This window comes from Luteibacter sp. 9135 (assembly GCF_000745005.1).
Lineage (GTDB): Bacteria > Pseudomonadota > Gammaproteobacteria > Xanthomonadales > Rhodanobacteraceae > Luteibacter.
The window spans coordinates 1354507-1374477 of record NZ_JQNB01000001.1 but is presented as its reverse complement, the minus strand read 5'-3'; the positions used below and the strand labels follow the sequence as shown (position 1 = coordinate 1374477).

The window sequence follows — 19971 nt, the reverse complement described above, 5'->3', positions numbered from 1 at the left end:
TGTCAGTCGCGACGGCGGAACATGGCCGCGTCGACGATGGACCACAGGTGGATGATCCAGCCGAGCCAGATGATCCAGAGCACCGCGGCCAGCACGAACATGATCAACGCCTTGAAGACACGGCCCTGGACGAGCTGGCCCAGGCCAGGAATGAAGAAACTGCAGATAGCGGCAAGGACGTTGCCGCCGCTGCCTTGACCGGTGCTCATGGGAAGGCCTCCTGTAGGAATGACACCATGGTAGGCGGGTTGTGTGAGGATGGGTTGAAGGCGCCGCCCCGCCGTTAAGCTGCGGCTTGGCCCCGATCATCGTCAACTTTACATAAGCCACTCTGGTTGACAGTAGGAGCAGGCCTTTCCACACTGCGCGCCTTCGCCCCTGGAAGCCACGCCATGACCGCAGCCCTTCGCCACGACTGGTCCCGCGACGAGGTCGAGCACCTCTTCGCCCTGCCCTTCAACGACCTGTTGTTCCAGGCCCAGGGCGTACACCGCCAGCACCACGATCCCAACGCGGTGCAGGTGTCCACCCTGCTGTCGATCAAGACCGGCGGCTGTCCGGAGGATTGCGCGTACTGCCCCCAGGCCGCCCGCTACGCCACGGGGGTGAAGGCCGAGAAGCTGATGAGCGTCGAGGCCGTGGTCGCCCGGGCGCAGGCTGCCAAGGATGCCGGCGCCAGCCGCTTCTGCATGGGTGCCGCCTGGCGCTCGCCGAAAGACCGCGATGTGGCCAAGGTGGCCGAGATCGTCGGCGCGGTGAAGGCCCTGGGACTGCAGACCTGCGCCACGCTGGGCATGCTCAGCCAGCCGCAGGCGCAGACGCTGAAGGCCGCCGGGCTGGATTTCTACAACCACAACCTGGATACCTCCCCGGACTATTACGGCGAGATCATCCACACGCGTGAGTACCAGGATCGCCTGGACACCCTGGAGAACGTGCGCCATGCCGGCATGAAGACCTGCTGCGGCGGCATTGTCGGCATGGGCGAATCGCGCGCGCAGCGGGCCGGCCTGCTGATGACGCTGGCCAACCTGCCCGAGCATCCGGAGTCGGTGCCCATCAACCGCCTGGTCCAGGTCCCCGGCACGCCGCTGGCCGGCACCGAGGCGCTGGACCCGTTCGAGTTCGTGCGCAGCATCGCCGTGGCGCGCATCCTCATGCCTGCATCGGTGGTGCGCCTGTCGGCGGGACGCGAGTCGATGGACGACGCGCTGCAGGCCCTGTGCTTCGCCGCCGGCGCCAACTCGATCTTCTATGGCGAAAAACTGCTGACCACGGGCAATCCGGACGTGGAACACGACCGCCGCCTGTTCGAGCGCCTCGGCCTGAAGCCGATGGAGGTGGAGATCGAGCCCGGCACGGTACACGCGGACATCGTCGAACGCGCCGACGCGGCGTGAGCCAGCCGCGACTCCTCGTTCGCCTGGAAGCCGCCCGCGCGGCGCGCGAGCAGGCGGGCCTGTTGCGGCGCACGCGCACCTGCGAGGTGCGCGGCGGCTCGCGGCGGCTCGTCGACGGGCGCGTGCTGGACGACTTCTGCGGCAACGATTACCTCGGCCTGGCCGGTCACCGCGACCTGATCACCGCCATGCACCGCAGCGCCCTCGCCGAGGGCGTCGGCACCGGGGCCGCGCATCTGGTCTCGGGCCATCGGGGCGAGCACGCGGCGCTGGAGGAAGAGCTGGCCGACTGGACCGGCCGCGAGCGCGCCGCCCTGTTTTCCACCGGGGTCATGGCCAACCTGGGCGCGTTACAGGCGCTGCTCGGCGCGGGAGCGATGCCTTCGCCCGGCAAGCCCACCGCCCTCTGCGTGCAGGACCGGCTCAACCACGCCAGCCTCCTGGATGGCGCCCTCCTCGCCGGGGCGGACCTGCGGCGATACGCGCACGGCGATGCCGCCTCCGCTGGACGTCAGCTCGACGCCTGTCCCGGGCTGCCGGCGTTGCTGGCCACCGATGGCGTGTTCAGTATGGATGGCGACGTCGCGCCGCTGGCGGACCTGGCGCAGGCCTGCCGGGAGCGTGGCGCCACGCTGTATGTCGACGACGCGCACGGCCTGGGCGTACTCGGTCCCGAAGGTGCCGGCTCCGTCGCCGCCGCGGGCCTGGACGCCAGCGACGTGCCGGTGCTGATGGGCACGCTGGGCAAGGCCCTGGGCAGCGCCGGAGCGTTCGTGGCCGGCAAGGCCGAGGTCGTCGAGGGCATCGTGCAGTTCGCCCGCTCCTACATCTACACGACGGCCATGCCGGCGGCGCTGGCGGCGTCCACGCGCGCCGCCCTGCGCCTGGTACGGCAGGATCCCGAAGGCCGGCGAGCACGACTGGAAGACAACGTCGCCCGGTTTCGTGAGGGCGCCCGGCAGCTGGGCTTGCCGGTGATGCCGTCCCGCACCGCGATCCAGCCTCTGCTGATCGGCGGCGCCGACGATGCCATGGCCGCCGCGGCCGCGCTGGAAGCCGCGGGCTTCCTGGTCGTGGCGATCCGCCCGCCGACCGTGGCCGCGGGTGCCGCCCGCCTGCGCATCACGCTGTCGGCAACCCATACGCCTTCGCGCATCGACGCCCTGCTGGATGCCCTGGCGGCGCTGCCCCGCGCGCGGGAAGACGTGGCCGTATAATGGACGGCCGCACGTGCCCTGCCATGCCCATGTCGATCCTCAATATCTCCGCCTACAAGTTCGTCGCCCTCGACGATACGGCGGCGTTGCGCGCGCGCTTCGTCGAACGATGCGACGCACTCGCGCTGAAGGGAACGATCCTGCTGGCGCCGGAAGGTATCAACCTGTTCCTGGCCGCACCGCGCGACGCCATCGACCGATTCCTCGCGTGGTTGCGCGAAGACACCCGCTTCGCGGACATCGTGCCGAAGGAAAGCCTTTCCGATGCGCTGCCTTTCAGCCGCATGCGCGTGCGCCTGAAGAAGGAAATCATCACCATGCGCGCGCCGGCCATCCGTCCCGAAGCCGGGCGGGCGCCGCACGTCATGCCCGCCGACCTGCGCCGCTGGCTCGACCAGGGCCATGACGACGATGGACGCGACGTGCTGCTGCTGGACACGCGCAACGACTACGAAGTGGCCGCGGGTACGTTCGAGAACACGATCGACTACGGCATTGCCAGCTTCACCGCCTTCCCCGAAGCCGTGGCCGCGGATCGCGCCCGCTTCGAAGGCAAGACGGTGGTGTCCTTCTGCACCGGCGGCATCCGCTGCGAGAAAGCCGCGATCCACATGGCCGGCATCGGCATCGAGCATGTCTACCAGTTGGAAGGCGGCATCCTGAATTATTTTGAGAAGGTCGGTGGCGCCCACTGGCGTGGCGACTGCTTCGTGTTCGACGACCGCGGCGCGGTGGACCCGACCCTGGCACCGAGCACGCCGGCATGACCGGCCTGCATATCGAGACCCGCGGCAGCGGCCCCACGCCCCTGGTGATGATCCACGGCTGGGCCATGCACGGCGGCATCATGGCGCCCCTCGTCGAGGCACTGGAAGATCGCTTCGCGATGTATATCGTGGACCTGCCGGGCCACGGCTACTCCCGCGACGCCGATATACCGCTACAGCCGCTGGCCTGTGCGCGCGCCATTGCCGGGGCCACGCCGCCGGCCACCTGGCTGGGCTGGTCGCTGGGCGGCCTGATCGCCGTCACCGCGGCCCTGGAGTTGCCGGCACACGTACGCACCGTGGTGCCGATGTGCTCGGCACCGTGTTTCGTGCGCAGCGACGACTGGCCGTACGGCAACGATGCCGGCATGGTCCGGAAACTCGCCACGGATCTGGATGCCGACTACCGCGCGACGGTCGAACGCTTCATCGCCCTGGAAGCCATGGGCAGCCCGGACCCTAAGGCGGAAGCACGGCGTCTCAAGGACGAGGCTTTCTCGCGGGGCGAACCCGACCCACGTGTCCTTGGCGAAGGCCTGCGCGTGCTCGAGGCCACCGACCTGCGAGCACGCTTGCCCGACATGGTGCCGCCCAGCCTGTGGATCGCTGGCCGACGCGATCGCATCGTCCATCCCGATGCGATGCGCTGGTGCGCGGAAGCCGCCGGCGGCCAGTTCATCGAGATCGCCCACGCGGGGCATGCCCCCTTCATTGGTCATGCCGCCGCCGTGGCGGAGGCCCTCACGCACTTCACCGACGCGAATCCATGAGCGACTTCCACTTCGATCGACGCCAGGTACGCCGCAACTTCGGCCGTGCCGCGGGCACCTACGAAAAGCACGATGCCCTGCAGCGCGAAGTGCAGGCCACCCTGGTCGACCGGCTGGAGATGTACGAAGCAACGCCGAACATCGTGCTCGATGTCGGCGCGGGTACCGGCCGCGGCAGCGCCGCCCTGAAGAAGCGCTATCCGAAGGCGCAGGTGATCGCGATCGACCTGGCGCTGCCGATGCTGAAACAGGCGCGCCAGCATACGGGCTGGCTGAAGCCCTTCGGCCGCGTGGTTGCCGACGCGTATACCCTGCCCGTGCCTGACCACAGTGTCGATATCCTGTTTTCCAACCTCTGCTTCCAGTGGTGCGAGGACCTGACGCGACTGTTCGCCGAATGCGCGCGCGTACTGAAGCCCGGCGGCCTGCTCACCTTCTCCACCTTCGGGCCGGACACCCTCGGCGAGTTGCGCGCCGCCTGGGCGGCGGCGGACCAGCATGCCCATGTCGCCCGCTTCCTCGACATGCACGATGTCGGCGATGCGATGCTGGCGCAGGGCCTGAAGGACCCGGTGCTGTTCGCCGAGCGCTACACGCTGACCTACCCGACGCCGCGTGCGGTCCTCGACGAACTCAAGGGCCTGGGCGCGAACAACGCCGACGCCGACCGCGTGCGCGGCCTCACCGGCAAGCAGCATTACCGGCGCATGATCGATGCCTACGAGGGCATGCGTAGCGAGGGTGTCATTCCATCCACCTGGGAAGTGGTGACCGCCCATGCCTGGGGCCCGCCCGCCGGCCAGTCGCGGCGCGAAGGCAGCGGCGAGATCGCTAGCTTCCCCATCGACAACCTTCGCGGCTCCCGCCGCAAAACGCCGTTCTGACACACGGCCTTTCATAGCAGCGCTGCCAGCGCCTTCGCATCCCGTGGCGCCTTGACCTTCGTGTCGTTGTCGAAATAGACATAGACATCGCGCGACGCCGGCTTCCGCGGCGGCTTGTCCGATATCCGCGCCACACCGGAGGGCTGGCTGCCGCGCTCCCATGCGCGCAGGCACCGTGCCCATTCTTCCAACGCGGCCTCGGCGTACCCACTGCTGTACAGCTTTTTGTCGCCATGCAGGCGCACATAGACGAAAGGCGCAGTAACGTCGAAGTAACGCGGAAACCTGCCCGCCGTGTCGGCAACGACGAAGGCCACCCCGTACCTGCGCAGCAGTGCGATAAAAGCCGGATCGACGAAGCTGTCGTGACGTATCTCTACCGCGTGACGCAGGCGGTGATTTCGCCCGGCCTTCAGCCATGCCGGCCGTTTCAGGTGCGCATCGTGTCTGCGACCGAGTTCGACCGCCTGCTTCACGTTGCGCGGCAGCAGGGCCAGGAAGGCTTCGAACACCTCGGCATCGAAACGGAAGTTGGGCGGGAACTGCCAGAGGATGGGACCAAGCTTCTCGCGCAGCGCAAGCACGCCCGATGCAAAGAAGTTGGCCAGCGGTTTCTCGACGTTCCGGAGTCTCAGCGTGTGGGTAATGAACCGCGGCCCCTTGACCGAGAATACGAAGCCACGCGGTGTTGCCGCGTACCAGCCCAGGTAGCTTTCCGGTCGCTGCAGCGCGTAGAACGAACCGTTGATCTCGATGGTGGGAAACGCTCGCGCCGCGAACGGAAGCTCGTCACGCTGGACGAGGCCCTTGGGATAGAACACGCCCCGCCAGGGCGCGTAGCGCCATCCCGATATGCCGATGCGATGCTTGGCCATGGGCGAATGTCAGCGTGCCCGCCGTGGAACAACCGTGAAAACGCTGTCAGCGATAACGGGGACACCCGATCAGGTGATCGTTGACCATGCCTGTGGACTGCATGAGTGCATAGCAGATGGCCGTGCCGGCAAAGCGGAACCCTCGCTCACGCAACACGGTGCTCATGCGATCGGACACCTCGCTACGCACCGGCACGTCATGGGCGTGACGACAGGCATGCATGCACGGAACGCCGCCGACGAAGGCCCACAGATACGCACTCAGGGAACCGACCTCCTCGATGACCCTCATGCTGGCCCGTGCGTTGCCGCGAACCGAGGCCAGCTTGAGGCGGTGCCGGATGACACCGCGATCCGCCACCACGACGGCCATCTCGGCGTCATCCATCGCGGCGACACGCGCGATGTCGAAACCGTGGAAGACGCGCCGGTAGTGCTCACGCTTGCCCAGGACCAGTCGAAGGCCCAGCCCGGCCTGCGCGCCATGCAGAGTCAGCCGCTCGAAGAGGCGACGGTCGTCATACAGCGGAATGCCCCACTCGTTGTTGTGGTACTCGCGCTCGAGGTCGCTTCGTTCGGCCCAGTCGCACCGCATGGCCCCACCTCACGCTTTTCCGGACGAAGCGTCAGCATACGAAGACGAACGGGCCGGCCGATGTCCGCGCCGCCTGTCACCCGCTGTGCGAAATACGGCGGCGTGGCTTCCGTGGGCTGCCTAGGGGGACACGGGGCGTTTCCGTCAGCGTGTCGGCGTCATGGGCGGATTCGCGGGTTTACCAGGGCAATGCATCCAGGTCGACATTGCCGCCACTGAGCACCGAACAGATGTGGCGCCCGGCAAAACGCTCCCGGTGGCGTAGCATCGCGGCGAACACCGTCGCACTGGACACTTCGACCACCAGGCGCAGCTCCGCCCACAGCAGCTTCATCGCAGCCACGGCTTCGGCATCGCTGACGCGCAGCACATTGACCTCGTGGGCGCGCAACACCTCCAGATTGGGCTCACCGACGAGCGTGCGCAGTCCATCACACACGGTGTCCGCCGTGAACCGCTCAGCCCGGCGCCCTGTTTCCAGCGAACGTGCCGTGTCGTCCGCGCCTTCGGGCTCGGCACCGAAGAGCACGATGCGTGGATCGATCGCATGCGCGGCGACGGAACATCCGGCGGCAAGCCCACCGCCACCGACAGGGAAGATCAAGGTATCCACACCCGGCGCCTGCCGAAGCAACTCGGGCACGAGCGTGCCCTGCCCCGCCATGACACGCGTATCGGCATAAGGATGCACGAGGGTTGCGCCGGTCTCCGCTTGCAGGTCGGCCGTCATCCGTTCCCGCGCCGCGGTGCTGGGTGCGCATCGATGGAGGGTGGCGCCGGCCATGCGGATGGCCTCGACCTTTGCCCGCACGGCGCCCTCGGGCACCACGACGTGGGCCGCGATGCCGCGCGTGCGCGCCGCCATGGCCAACGCGTTGCCGTGGTTGCCCGACGAGTGCGTGACCACGCCGCGCGCCGCTTCCTCGTCGCTCAGGGACCACACGGCGTTGGTCGCACCGCGAAACTTGAAGGCACCGCCGCGTTGCAGGTTCTCGCACTTGAAGACCACCGACGCGCCGAGCAAGGCGTCCAGCCGGTCGCTGCGCAGCACGGGGGTGACCAGCGCATGCGGCGCGATGCGTGCGGCCGCGTCGCGCACGTCGGCGAACGATGGCAGTCTCACGCGACGAACTCCACACCGCAGGCGAAGCGGCGTTCTTCGCCCGGCGCCAGCATGATCAGTGGCGTGCAATCGTCGCGGTTGAACGCGTTGGGCATGCACTCCATCGGCTCGAGCGCCACGGACTTGCGCGCGTCGCGTTCGGCCGTATCGGCGGTGAAGACCAACATGACGCCACGCTCCTGCCATACCGCGATGCACGCGCCCGTCGCGGGGTCGCGCAGGCGTGTGCGTGAACGGCCATCGGTATCCCGCTGCAGGTCGGCATACGTGTGGTTCAACTCGGCGTGGCCGATCGGGCGCGCCTGACGGAAATCCAGGCTGCGATCGGCCTTGTCCATCGCCTGCCAGGCTCGTGTCCCCGGAAGGGGGATGAAACCCTCATCGGTGGCGATGATCTGCTCGGCCGGGACGTGCAGCTCCCAGGTCTCGATGGGGTTATCCGACAACCGGAAGTACGGATGCCAGCCGAAGAAGGTGGGTGCGGTGTCGTCGCCGACGTTCCGCGTGTGCGCTTCGACGCCGAGGCCATGCTCGTCGAGCGTGAAGGTGACGGTGAAATCCAGCGAGAACGGATAACCGGGTTGCAGGCCCGGGCGAATGACCTGCGTGCCCAGGGTGACCGAGGCACGGTCGTCGTCGCCACCTTCCCGCTGCACGTCGAACAGCACGCCGCGAAGGAAGCCGTGGCGGGCGGCGCGGTCTGCCCCGGTCACGCCCGGCTGCAGATCGTAGGGCGTGCCTTCGAACGTGTAACGCGAGTCGTCGATGCGGTTGGCGAACGGCGTCATGATCGCGAAGCGCGAGCCCTTGTGTCCGACCAGTTCGGCTTCGTCGCGGAAACCGTCGGCGATGTTGCGGTGTGCGTTGCCGGCACGCGTGTCGATCGAGAGCACGGTCGCACCCCGGCGCGCGATGCGGACCTCGCGATCCGCGTCGGCATCGACCAGCACGATCAGTTCCTGGGCGCCGAGGGCGGAGCGCGTCACGGTGAAACGGGGCATGGCAGGCTTCCTTTTGGGGGATCTGGCCGCATGTTAGCCTGCCTGTCTGACCAGAATATGTGTGTGACCTGCCATGAGCGATCGCCTGGACGCCCCCACCGCCCCTATCCGCCTCGCCGATTACCGGCCCCCTGCCTGGTCGGTCGAACACACCGCACTTTGTTTCGACCTGGGTATCGACCGCAGCGAAGTGACGGCCACCCTCGTGCTGCGCCGCCGCGCCGCCGAGCCCGTGCGGCTGGATGGCGAGGGTGTGGAACTCCTGGAAGTGTCGGTGGACGGCCGTGTACTCCACAAGGGTGAGTACACGCTGGCCCACGGCGTGCTCGAGGTGCCCGTCCAGGCAGACCATTGCACGATCGGCACGCGCGTGGCCGTGCGCCCGGCGCAGAACACGGCGTTCGAAGGGTTGTACCTTTCGGGCAGCCGCGAGAAGGGCTTCCTGCTGACCCAGTGCGAGGCGGAAGGGTTCCGGCATATCACCTTCTTCCCCGATCGTCCCGATGTCCTGTCCACCTTCACGGTGGAATTGCGTGCCGACAAGGCGCGTTTCCCGGTTCTGCTCGCCGGCGGCAACCCCGACGGCTCGGGCGACCTGCCCGACGACCGCCACTGGGCGCGCTTCGTCGACCCGCACCCGAAGCCCAGCTACCTGTTCGCCCTGGTCGCGGGCCACCTGGAACGCATCAGCCACGACTACACCACGGCGGAAGGCCGTGCGGTGGCGCTGCACATCTGGGCGGAGGCCGATGTCATCGATCGCTGCGACTACGCCATGGATTCTTTGATCCGCTGCATGCAGTGGGACGAGCGCACCTACGGGCGCAACTACGACCTTGACGTCTTCCACGTCGTCGCCACGCACGATTTCAACATGGGTGCGATGGAGAACAAGGGACTCAACATCTTCAACGCGAAATACCTGCTGGCCGACGCCGACTCGAGCACGGACGACGAATATCGCCATGTCGAGGCCGTGGTGGCCCACGAGTATTTCCACAACTGGAGCGGCAACCGGGTCACCTGCCGCGACTGGTTCCAGCTCAGCCTCAAGGAAGGCCTGACCGTCTTCCGCGAGCAGGGCTTCTCGGCCGATATGAACTCCGCGCCGCTCAAGCGCATCGAGGACGTATCGTTGCTCCGCCGGGCCCAGTTCCCGGAAGATGCCGGCCCGTTGTCGCACCCGGTGCGGCCCTCGCAGTACAGCGAAATCAACAACTTCTACACCGCCACGGTGTACGAGAAAGGCTCGGAGCTGGTCCGCATGCTGGCCGGCCACCTCGGCGCCGACGGCTTCCGTCGCGGCATGGACCTCTACTTCGACCGCCACGACGGTCAGGCCGCCACGATCGAGGATTTCCTCACGGCGCTGGGCGAAGCCAACCACACGGACCTTTCGCCCTACCTGGCCTGGTACGGCCAGGCGGGCACGCCACGCCTGACCGCCGAAGGGCAGCACGACGCGGCACGGCGGCGCTACCAGTTGACCCTGCGCCAGCGCACACCGGCAGGCCCCGGCCAGCCGACCAAGCAGCCGCTCCCCATACCGGTGCGGCTGTCGCTGTTCGCCCGGGACGGCACGGCGCTGCCGTTGCGCCTCGACGGCGAGCCAGCGGCAGCCGGCATCGAACGCACAATGGTGCTGGATGGTCCGGAACAGGTCTTCGTCTTCGAGGACATCGACGCGCCTCCCGTGCCCTCGCTGCTGCGTGGCTTCTCGGCGCCGGTGATCCTGGAATGCGACTACGCGCCCGACGAGCTGGCGCTGCTGCTGCGCCACGATGCCGACGGCTTCAATCGGTGGGAAGCCGGCCAGCAGCTTGCAGGGCTGGCGTATGACGACGTCCGCGACAGCCGGCCAGGCGCCGCGGCGCTCGACGCCTGGACGGCGGCGCTTGCCGACCTGTTCCACGACGCGTCGGTGGATGACGCCCTGCTCGCCGAACTGCTGACGCCGCCGGGCGAGATCGAACTGGTGGAGCGCCAGCCCGAACGCGATCCCGACCGTATCCGCGCGGTGCGCCAGGCCATGTTGCACGCGCTGGCTACCCGCATCGGGCGCGACGCACTGCACGATCGCTACCGATCGCTGCATGCCGCCACCACGGCGGCGCTGGATGCACCCGCCCAGGCCGGCAGGCAGCTGAAGCGTCGCATGCTCGATCTGTTGGGGCTGGTCGATCCAGCCACCGCCACCGGCCTGGCCCGCGCGCAATACGACGAGGCACCGGGCATGACCGATCGCCTGGCCGCACTGACCACGCTGGCGACGCTCGACCCTGTCGCGGCGGAGCCCGCCCTTGCCCACTTCCGTCAGCGCTACGCGGGCAATGCGCTGGCACTGGACAAGTGGTTCGCGGCGCAGGCCCAGCTGCCGGGGGACGGCGCATTCGCGCGCGTGCAGTCCGTCGAGCACGATGCGGCGTTCACGCTGAAGAACCCGAACCGGGTGCAGTCGCTGATCGGAACGTTTGCGCGGGCCAACCCCTCGGGCTTCCATCGTGCCGACGGCGCGGCCTACCGTTGGCTGGGTGACCGGCTGGTAGCGATCGATGCCCTGAACCCGCAGGTAGCAGCACGGGTGGCCACGGCCTTCAACGGCTGGAAGCGACTGGAGCCGGTGCGGCGGGAGGCCGCCCATGCGGTGATTGCCGACCTGGCGGCGCGCAAGGACCTGTCTAGGGATCTGACGGATATCCTCGCCCGCATTGCGATGGGCTAGCCGACGGCGGAAGCGTGATCTGCGTCACAACCTGCGACAGTGAGGGTACAAGACTGACGCACTGCGTCACTCACTGCCGAATTAGAGCGCAACTTTGACAAAAAAATCACACCCGGGGCATGTTAACGGTGTAGATTCGCCTACAACGAAGAAAGCCGCAGCGGTCAGCTACGGCCTTCGTGCCAGTCATAAGGTTTCTGGCGCCCGGCAGCACGGTCATCCTGGATTCCCCCTGTTCCTGAGACCGCCGGGCGCCAGATCTCATTCGAACCGAATGAGGCATCCTTGCCCACATCCCGCTTCCTTCTACCAGCACGCGACCAAACCCCTGCGTTCGGTCTCGGCGCGCGTCTGATCGCGCAGCGTCTGCCTGGTTGAAGTGCAAAAGTGAGAAAGCACGAGGCGTGCCAAACCCACCGAGCGAAGCTGACGTGCCGGCCGGCGCGGCGGCTCCACTCGGCGTAAAATCACGGCACGTCCCGCCCGAAACCTTACCATGCTGCATTCAGAAACCTATGACGTCATCGTGGTCGGTGGCGGACACGCCGGTACCGAAGCCGCGCTGGCCGCCGCGCGCGCCGGCGCTCGCACGCTCCTGCTCAGCCACTCGATCGAAACCATCGGCCAGATGAGCTGCAACCCGGCGATCGGCGGCATCGGCAAGGGCCATCTGGTCAAGGAGATCGACGCCCTGGGTGGCGCCATGGGCCGCGCCGCGGATCGCGCCGGCATCCAGTGGCGCACCCTCAACGCGTCGAAAGGCCCGGCGGTGCGTGCCACGCGCTGCCAGGCCGATCGCACCCTTTACCGCGCCGCGATCCGCTCGATGGTGGAGACGCAGCCCAACCTGTCGCTGTTCCAGCAGGCGGTGGACGACCTGATTCTCGTCGACGGTCGCGTGGCCGGTGTGCGCACGCAGATGGGGCTGGACTTCCATGCGCCCGCCGTCGTGCTCACGGCAGGCACCTTCCTCGCCGGCAAGATCCACATCGGCAGCGCGCAGTACGCGGGCGGGCGCGCAGGCGATCCGCCGGCCTCCACGCTGGCCGCGAAACTACGCGAACTGCCCGTCGCCGCCGACCGCCTGAAGACCGGCACGCCGCCGCGCATCGACAGCCGAAGCATCGATTTCTCGCTGCTGGCGGAACAGCCGGGCGACCAGCCCATGCCGCACTTCTCCTACATGGGCTCGGCCGCGGAGCATCCGCGGCAGGTCAGCTGCTGGATCACGCACACCACCGAAGCGACACACGAACTGATTCGCGGGTCACTGGATCGCTCGCCGCTGTACAGCGGGCAGATCGAAGGCGTCGGTCCACGCTATTGCCCGTCGATCGAGGACAAGGTGGTTCGCTTCGCCGACAAGACCTCCCACCAGATCTTCGTCGAGCCGGAAGGACTGGATACCTGCGAGATCTATCCCAACGGCATTTCCACCTCGCTGCCGTTCGACGTGCAGTACGCCCTGGTGCGTTCGATCCCCGGCTTCGCCAACGCGCATATCACGCGCCCCGGCTACGCCATCGAATACGACTATTTCGATCCGCGAGGCCTGCATCCCTGGCTGGAAACCAAGGCCATTCCGGGCCTGTGGTTCGCCGGCCAGATCAACGGCACCACCGGTTACGAGGAAGCGGGCGCCCAGGGCCTGATCGCCGGCATGAACGCCGCGCTGATCGTGCGCGGCGAGGCGCCCTGGTACCCGCGTCGCGACGAAGCCTACATGGGCGTGCTGATCGACGACCTGACCACCAACGGCACCATCGAGCCCTATCGCATGTTCACGTCGCGGGCCGAGTACCGCCTGCACCTGCGCGAGGACAACGCCGACCTGCGCCTCACCGCCCACGGTTACGCCAAGGGCTTGGTGCCGGAGGATCGGTTTCGCCGCTTCGAGGCCAAACGCGATGCGGCCGAGCGCGAGACCGCTCGCCTGCGCGGCCTGTGGGCGGCGCCCGCCAACGCGCTCGGTGCCGCCGTGCAGCGTTCGCTGGGCATTGCCGTCAGCCGCGAGACACATGCCCTGGATCTGCTGCGCCGCCCCGAACTGGACTACGCATTGCTGACCGGCGTGCCCGAACTGGGTCCACCCGTGGACGATGCCGAAGTGGCACTGCAAGTCGAAGTGCAGGCGAAATACGCCGGCTACCTGGAGCGCCAGCGTGAGGACATCGAACGCCAGCGCCGGCAGGAATCCACGAGCATCCCCGAGAGCTTCGACTACGATCGCGTCCGGGGCCTGTCGGCCGAGGTGCTGCTCAAGCTGAAGCGTGCGCTTCCCGCCACCATCGGCCAGGCCTCACGCATCAGCGGCGTGACGCCCGCGGCCATTTCGCTGCTGCTGGTTCACCTCAAACGCCGCGCGGCCTGACCTGCCGGGGCATCCATCTGGCATCATCGTCCCGTCAGCAAAGGCGGGATGAGCACAGCATGCAAGTGTGGATCGGACGTAACGGCGAGCGGTTCGGACCTTACACGGACGACGAAGTCCGTCAGTGGCTGAGGGACGGCACCTGCCGCTCCGACGAACTCGGCTGGCACGAAGGCATGACCGACTGGCGCCCCCTCGGCGAACTCTTCCCCGATGAGCGCCCCGCCGTCGCGCCGGGCGCGGTGCCGCCTCCGCCGCCGCCCTTCCTCGGCATCAACGATGCCGCCGTGGAGCCCGAGCACGCCGGTTTCTGGCTGCGGCTGGGCGCGTGGGTGATCGACTACATCGTGCTGATGGTGCCGTTCACCTTCATCAGCATCATGATGGGCATGAGCGACGTCATCACCAGCACGTTCGCCCGGATGGAGCACGACCAGGCGGCGGCCATTACCGCCTATGTCGAAGCCATGCGGCCGATCTCCTACGTGCTGCTGGTGGTGGGTTTCGCCTACTACGTGCTGTTCGAGAGCTCGAAATGGCAGGCCACGCCCGGCAAGCTGGCCTGCGGCATCCACGTCACCGATACCACCGGCCAACGGCTGACCCTGGGCCGCGCCGCCGCGCGCAACGCCGTGCGTTTGTTGAACGCGGTGACCCTGCTGGTGCCGATGGTGTTCTACGTCACAGCGGCCTTTACCCAGCGCAAGCAGGGTGTGCACGACCTGCTCGCCAGCACCTACGTGGTCATGGGCCGCGTGGGCAGGCAGCCGCGCCCGGCCCCGCGCGGCGGTGTCGGCGGCAGCTTCAACGCCTGACCCGGCTGCCCCGCCCGGCCCCACGGCCGGGTGGCTCCCCGTGCTTGCTATCATCGGCGGCCCGGTCCGACGTTCCGGCCGGCTGAGCAAAGCACAGGAAAGCCATGCAGAGCATCGAACAACGTATTGCCCAGGACATCGCCGCCAAGCCCGAACAGGTGCGCGCGGCGGTGGAGCTCCTCGACGGCGGCGCCACGGTGCCGTTCATCGCCCGCTACCGCAAGGAAGTCACCGGCGGGCTCGACGACATCCAGCTGCGCCTCCTCGAAGAGCGCCTGCGCTACCTGCGTGAGCTGGAAGACCGCCGCGCGGCGATCCTGGACAGCATCGTCGAGCAGGGCAAGATGACCGACGCCCTGAAGGCCGACATCCTGGGCGCCGATACCAAGGCGCGCCTGGAAGATCTCTACCTTCCGTACAAGCCCAAGCGACGCACCAAGGCCCAGATCGCACGCGAAGCCGGCCTGGAACCGCTGGCGCTCGGCCTGCGCGACGACCCCACGCAGCAGCCCGAAACCGTCGCCGCCGGCTTCGTCGATGCCGACAAGGGCATCGCCGACGTCAAGGCCGCTCTCGACGGCGCGCGGGCCATCCTGATGGAAAGCATCGCCGAGGACGCCACACTGGTCGGCGAACTCCGCGACTGGCTGTGGGAAAAAGGCCAGATCCGTGCCGTCGTGGTGGCCGGCAAGGAAAACGAGGGCGCCAAGTTCCGCGACTACTTCGACCACACCGAAGCCGTCTCGCGCATTCCGTCGCACCGCCTGCTCGCGCTGATGCGCGCACGCAATGAAGGGGTGCTGGAAATAGACCTCCAGCCGGGAGTGGACGCCGACCAGGGCCATGCCGAGGGCGAAGGCCGCGTGGCGGCACGCGCGGGCATCGTCAACAAGGGCCGCGCCGCCGATGCCTGGCTGCGCGAGACCGTGCGCCTCACCTGGCGCGTGAAGCTGCACCTGCACCTGACGCTGGACCTGTTCGGCCGCGTGCGCGAAGGCGCCGAGGACGAAGCGATCCGCGTGTTCGGCGACAACCTGAAAGACCTGCTGCTTGCGGCGCCGGCCGGCGCGAAGACGGTCATGGGCTTGGACCCGGGCATCCGCACCGGCTGCAAGCTGGCCATCGTGGACGCCACGGGCAAGCTGGTGGCCTACGACACCATCTACCCGCATGAGCCGCGCAACCAGTGGGACCAGTCCATCGCCCGCATCGCGCAGCTGAGCAAGCAGCACGGCGTCAACCTGATCGCCATCGGCAATGGCACCGCCTCGCGCGAGACCGACAAGCTGGCCGCCGAAGTGATGCGCAAGCACGCCGATCTCAACCTGTCCAAGGTGGTGGTCAGCGAAGCGGGGGCCTCGGTGTACTCGGCGTCCGAGCTCGCGTCGAAGGAATTCCCGGACGTGGACGTCTCCATCCGCGGCGCCGTGTCCATCGCGCGCCGCCTGCAGGACCCCCTGGCCGAACTGGTGAAGATCGAGCCCAAGGCCATCGGCGTGGGCCAGTACCAGCACGACGTGAACCAGGTGAAGCTGGCCCGCGCCCTGGACGCGCGCGTGGAGGACTGCGTGAACGCCGTGGGCGTGGACGTGAACACGGCATCCGCGCCGCTGCTGGCACGCGTGGCGGGCCTGTCCGGCAGCGTGGCCGAGAACGTGGTCAAGCACCGCGACGCGAACGGCCCGTTCCCCAGCCGCAAGGACCTGCTCAAGGTGCCGCGCCTGGGCGACAAGGCATTCGAGCAATGTGCCGGCTTCCTGCGTATCAGTGGCGGCAGCAACCCGCTGGATGCCAGCTCGGTGCATCCCGAGGCCTACCCCGTCGTCGAGCGCATCCTCAAGCAGTGCGGCCGCGAGGTGAAGCAGGTCATCGGTGACACGTCGTTCCTGCGCAACCTCAAGGCGGAAGATTTCACCGACGCAACCTTCGGCGTGCCCACGGTGCGCGACATCCTGAAAGAGCTGGAAAAACCCGGTCGCGATCCGCGTCCCGAGTTCGTCGCGCCCAGCTTCGCCGAGGGCGTCGAAGACCTGAAAGACCTGACCGTCGGCATGGTGCTCGAGGGGCGCGTCACCAACGTGGCGGCCTTCGGTGCGTTCGTGGACATCGGCGTGCACCAGGACGGCCTGGTCCACGTGTCCGCCCTGTCGCACACCTTCGTCAAGGACCCGCGCGATGCCGTGAAGGCCGGCGACGTGGTCAAGGTGAAGGTGATGGAAGTAGACCTGCCGCGTAAACGTATCGCGCTGAGCATGCGCCTGGACGACGTACCGGGCGAAGCCCGCGGCGGCCGCCCGGGGTCACGCGACGACACGGCCGGCACCGGCGGCAACCGCCGTGGCGGACAAGGCGGCGGCAACCGCAACGCGGCACCGCCCAAGCCGGCGGCCGCGCCCGCCAACAGCATCTTTGCCGATGCGTTGTCGCGCGCCCTTAAGAAATAACGCAACATACGCGCGCGCCTCTTCGGGGGCGCGCGACTCAGGGACAACCCGTACGCAAGCCCCTACCGCGGCGCAGCATGCGCTCGCGTATGGCTTCGATTACCGTAACGTTTCTCTAACGCCCCACACACGGAGTGATTCCACATGCGTATTCGTCATCTCGCCGGCGCCATCGGCGCTGCCCTCCTCGCCAGTGCCGGGGCACACGCCGACGGTTTTACGCAGGTGGTGTCCTTCGGCGACTCGCTCAGCGACAGCGGTAACGTCTCCACGCTGCTTCGCTCGCCGGTCGCGCTGCGCTTCACCACCAACCCGGGTACCTTGGCCGTGGAGAACATCGCGGCCAACTACGGCCTGACGCTCACGCCGTCGCTCAAGGGCGGCACCGACTACGCCTACGGCAATGCGCGCGCCGCCACCGTGAACCCGGTTACCGGCACGCCGCTGACCGTGCCGCCGACCTCGACGCAGATCCAGACCTACCTCGCCTCCACCGGTGGCAAGGCCGATCCGAACGCGCTCTACACGATGTGGATCGGCGCGAACGACCTGCTCGCCGCCACGGCCAACCCGGCCACGGCCCAGGTCGTCGTCGCCACCGCGGCCACCAACGAAGTCGGCCAGATCAAGGCCCTGCAGGCCGCCGGCGCGAAGACCATCGTCGTCTTCAACCTGCCCGATGTGGGCAAGACCCCGGCTGCCCTCTCCCAGGGTGCCACGGCCGCCGGCCAGATCTCGCAGCTGGCCCAGGTCTACAACGGCGTGCTGTCCGGTGGACTGACCCAGGCCGGTCGCGGCATCGTGCCGGTCAACGCCTACGCGATCCTCAACGAAGTCATCGCCAACCCCAGCGCCTACGGCTTCACCAACGTCACCGTGCCGGCCTGCACCACGGCCTCGTCGCTGACCTGCACGCCCGCCACGCTGCGCGACCCGAATGCGGCGTCCACCTACCTCTTCGCCGACGGCATCCATCCGACCACGGCCGCCCACGCGATCCTCGGCCAGTACGCGGTGTCGATCATCAGCGCGCCGCAGAAGATCTCGCTGCTCGGTGAAGCCGGTCTCGCGTCCAACGCGGCCCATGTCCGCGCCCTGCGTGGCCAGATGATGGCCGACAACTTCGGCGCGGAATCGCGCGTGTTCGCCGCGGTGGATTACGGCCAGCAGAAGTTCAAGTCGACCGACACCTCGCCCAAGACCGACAGCGACAACGTCAACCTGACCGTGGGCGCGGATGCCCGCGTCAACGACAACGTGTCGGTCGGTGTCGCGCTGGGCCTGTCGCAGAACAACGCCGACTTCCAGGGTGGCGGCGGCTACAAGATGCAGGACGTGGCCGGTTCCGGCTATGCGTTCTACCACCAGGGCGGCGGCTACGGCGGCGCGTTCGTCAGCTTCGGCCAGCTCAGCTTTACCGACATCGATCGTCGCATCGACCTCGGCGCCGCACGCCGCACCGAAACCGGCAAGACCGACGGCTCCCACGTGGGCGCAGGCCTGCAGGGCGGCTGGTGGTTCGGCAGCGACACGCTGAAGACCGGTCCGTTCGTGAGCGTGGAATGGGAACAGCTTCGCGTGTTCGGCTACACCGAGCGCAGCGACAGCAGCACAGCGATGACCTTCGGTCGCCAGACCCGCAACGCCCGCATCGAAACCGCCGGCTGGCGCCTGCAGGGTTCCTGGCAGGCCGGTGCTACCCTGCTGCACCCGTTCGCCGAAGTGGGCTACAACCACGACGGCCGCGCCGACGATCGCTTCGTGTCGGCCGGGCTCAACAGCATGGCCGGCCGGTTCGACGTCCAGGGCTTCACCCCGGACAAGACCTGGGTCACCGCCGATCTGGGTGTCAGCGCCGACTTCAGCCAGCGCTGGAGCGGCTGGGCCAGCTACAGCGGTCGCTTTGCTGACGATACGCAGCGTTACAACAGCCTCAATCTTGGGCTGAAGATGGCGTTCTGATCCACGCCGTCATGCGATGAAAAACGCCGACCTCGCGTCGGCGTTTTTTTTGGATACGTTGACGAAAAAACGCCGGCACATGGCCGGCGTTCTTCATGCGCGGAAAGGACGGCTTACTTCTTGCCGCCGGCCTTCGCGTACATCGCCTCGGCCTGCTTCTTCAGGTCGTTGGCAGCGTCGTCGCTGAGCACGTCGACCTTGCCGCCGGCCTCGTTCTGCTTGAGCACCAGCTCGCCGGCATCGTTCCAGCCCGCGCGCTCGGTGGAGGTCGGCTTGCCATCCTTGCTGGGCTTCTTCTCCTGGACGATCACCCAGGGCTTGCCATCCTTGTAGGCATAGTTGGTCGAGGTAAAGCCCTTGTCGCCGTAGTCGACCAGCTCGATGACGAACTGCACGTCGCTGCCCTTCTTGAAGATCTGCCAGCCGCGCGACTCGCCTTCCTTCAACGCGGTGCCCTGGGTCATCTTCAGGCCGCCGATGTTCTTCTTCAGGCTGTTGAAGCCGTTGAGCTCCTTCTCGCCCGGGGTGGCTTCGCCGACCATCTGGATATTGGCGACGTTCTTGGCACCCTTGGTCAGCACCGGGGTCTTCAACGGCGACGAATAGTGACGCTCACCGTCCTGAAGCGACGCTTCGACGATGTAGATGTCGTTCGGGTTGAGATCCGAAGCGTTGAAATCGAGCTGGAACGACTGCGGCAACGTCACCGGCTGCACGGTCTTGGTGGCCAGGGGCTGCGAGCCCTCGGCGCTGACGTCCACCAGCTTGAGATCGAGCTTGGCATCCGGCGACAGTTGAGCACCCGCGTCACGCAGGGTGACGCTACCCGTGACGGCATTGGCGGGAGCGGCACTGTCGCTGCCACCGGCGGCGGCCTGCTGGCCGTTGTTGTCGGAGCCGCCACCGCAGCCGGCAAGCGCCAGGGCAGTCACGGAAGCGAGCGACAAGAAGATCCTGCGCATGGTCGAACCTCATAGGAAACGAAACGGATTTGGGTCGCGGACGATACGCGTGCGCATGGCGCG

Annotated in this window: 16 protein-coding genes; 10 read left to right on the top strand and 6 right to left on the bottom strand. The window is 67.6% G+C overall.

Going from position 1 to position 19971, the window contains the following annotated elements:
* Nucleotides 1–2: 2 nt before the first annotated feature.
* On the bottom strand, nt 3–209 hold the full coding sequence (locus FA89_RS05815; protein WP_036139110.1) for a hypothetical protein: 207 nt from the start codon (nt 207–209) through the stop codon (nt 3–5).
* Between the two features lie 183 nt (nt 210–392).
* Between FA89_RS05815 and bioB the strand changes: the two genes are divergently transcribed.
* From bioB to bioC, 5 genes are read left to right on the top strand one after another with little or no spacing between them, the layout of a single operon-like run.
* Nucleotides 393–1400: a biotin synthase BioB gene (gene bioB, locus FA89_RS05810; RefSeq protein WP_036139107.1), complete on the top strand. Its 1008-nt coding sequence runs from the start codon at nt 393–395 to the stop codon at nt 1398–1400.
* Nucleotides 1397–2617 carry an aminotransferase class I/II-fold pyridoxal phosphate-dependent enzyme gene (locus FA89_RS05805; RefSeq protein WP_036139105.1) on the top strand — a complete coding sequence of 407 codons (1221 nt, stop codon included), beginning with the start codon at nt 1397–1399 and terminating at the stop codon, nt 2615–2617. Before bioB ends, FA89_RS05805 begins: the two co-directional genes overlap by 4 nt.
* Nucleotides 2618–2646: 29 nt before the next feature.
* On the top strand, nt 2647–3384 hold the full coding sequence (locus tag FA89_RS05800) for a sulfurtransferase (protein ID WP_036143761.1): 738 nt from the start codon (nt 2647–2649) through the stop codon (nt 3382–3384).
* Nucleotides 3381–4154, top strand: a complete 774-nt coding sequence (gene bioH, locus FA89_RS05795; RefSeq protein WP_036139103.1) for a pimeloyl-ACP methyl ester esterase BioH — start codon at nt 3381–3383, stop codon at nt 4152–4154. The genes FA89_RS05800 and bioH overlap by 4 nt, the downstream gene beginning before the upstream one ends.
* Nucleotides 4151–5038, top strand: coding sequence for a malonyl-ACP O-methyltransferase BioC (gene bioC / locus FA89_RS05790; protein WP_036139102.1), 888 nt, complete (start codon nt 4151–4153; stop codon nt 5036–5038). The genes bioH and bioC overlap by 4 nt, the downstream gene beginning before the upstream one ends.
* Nucleotides 5039–5049: 11 nt before the next feature.
* Here bioC and FA89_RS05785 read toward each other — a convergent pair whose 3' ends face one another.
* The 4 genes from FA89_RS05785 to FA89_RS20600 form a co-directional block, all read right to left on the bottom strand.
* A complete protein-coding gene (locus FA89_RS05785) occupies nt 5050–5913 on the bottom strand; it encodes a DUF72 domain-containing protein (protein ID WP_036139101.1) in 864 nt (287 codons plus the stop codon).
* Between the two features lie 46 nt (nt 5914–5959).
* Nucleotides 5960–6508 (bottom strand): DNA-3-methyladenine glycosylase I, encoded by a 549-nt coding sequence (locus FA89_RS05780; RefSeq protein ID WP_036139100.1) that lies wholly within the window; start codon nt 6506–6508, stop codon nt 5960–5962.
* 178 nt (nt 6509–6686) lie between these two features.
* On the bottom strand, nt 6687–7631 hold the full coding sequence (locus tag FA89_RS05775; RefSeq protein ID WP_036139098.1) for a threonine ammonia-lyase: 945 nt from the start codon (nt 7629–7631) through the stop codon (nt 6687–6689).
* Entirely contained in the window at nt 7628–8632 is a 1005-nt protein-coding gene (locus tag FA89_RS20600) for an aldose 1-epimerase (protein ID WP_036139095.1), read from the bottom strand. Before FA89_RS20600 ends, FA89_RS05775 begins: the two co-directional genes overlap by 4 nt.
* A gap of 73 nt (nt 8633–8705) precedes the next feature.
* Here FA89_RS20600 and pepN point away from each other — a divergent pair, with 73 nt between their 5' ends.
* The 5 genes from pepN to FA89_RS05745 all read left to right on the top strand — a co-directional run bounded on the left by pepN (nt 8706) and on the right by FA89_RS05745 (nt 18946).
* The gene (gene pepN, locus FA89_RS05765; RefSeq protein ID WP_036139093.1) at nt 8706–11354 is read left to right on the top strand and encodes an aminopeptidase N; all 2649 of its coding nucleotides are present in this window, start codon (nt 8706–8708) and stop codon (nt 11352–11354) included.
* A gap of 496 nt (nt 11355–11850) precedes the next feature.
* Nucleotides 11851–13725: a tRNA uridine-5-carboxymethylaminomethyl(34) synthesis enzyme MnmG gene (mnmG, locus tag FA89_RS05760; protein WP_036139090.1), complete on the top strand. Its 1875-nt coding sequence runs from the start codon at nt 11851–11853 to the stop codon at nt 13723–13725.
* 59 nt (nt 13726–13784) lie between these two features.
* Nucleotides 13785–14540 (top strand): RDD family protein, encoded by a 756-nt coding sequence (locus FA89_RS05755; protein ID WP_051938566.1) that lies wholly within the window; start codon nt 13785–13787, stop codon nt 14538–14540.
* Nucleotides 14541–14644: 104 nt separating this feature from the next.
* A complete protein-coding gene (locus FA89_RS05750; RefSeq protein ID WP_036139088.1) occupies nt 14645–16984 on the top strand; it encodes a Tex family protein in 2340 nt (779 codons plus the stop codon).
* A gap of 144 nt (nt 16985–17128) precedes the next feature.
* The gene (locus FA89_RS05745; RefSeq protein ID WP_036139086.1) at nt 17129–18946 is read left to right on the top strand and encodes an autotransporter domain-containing protein; all 1818 of its coding nucleotides are present in this window, start codon (nt 17129–17131) and stop codon (nt 18944–18946) included.
* A gap of 113 nt (nt 18947–19059) precedes the next feature.
* Here FA89_RS05745 and FA89_RS05740 read toward each other — a convergent pair whose 3' ends face one another.
* Complete coding sequence (locus FA89_RS05740) at nt 19060–19908, bottom strand: DUF1481 domain-containing protein (protein WP_036139083.1); 849 nt, start codon at nt 19906–19908, stop codon at nt 19060–19062.
* Nucleotides 19909–19971: the final 63 nt, after the last annotated feature.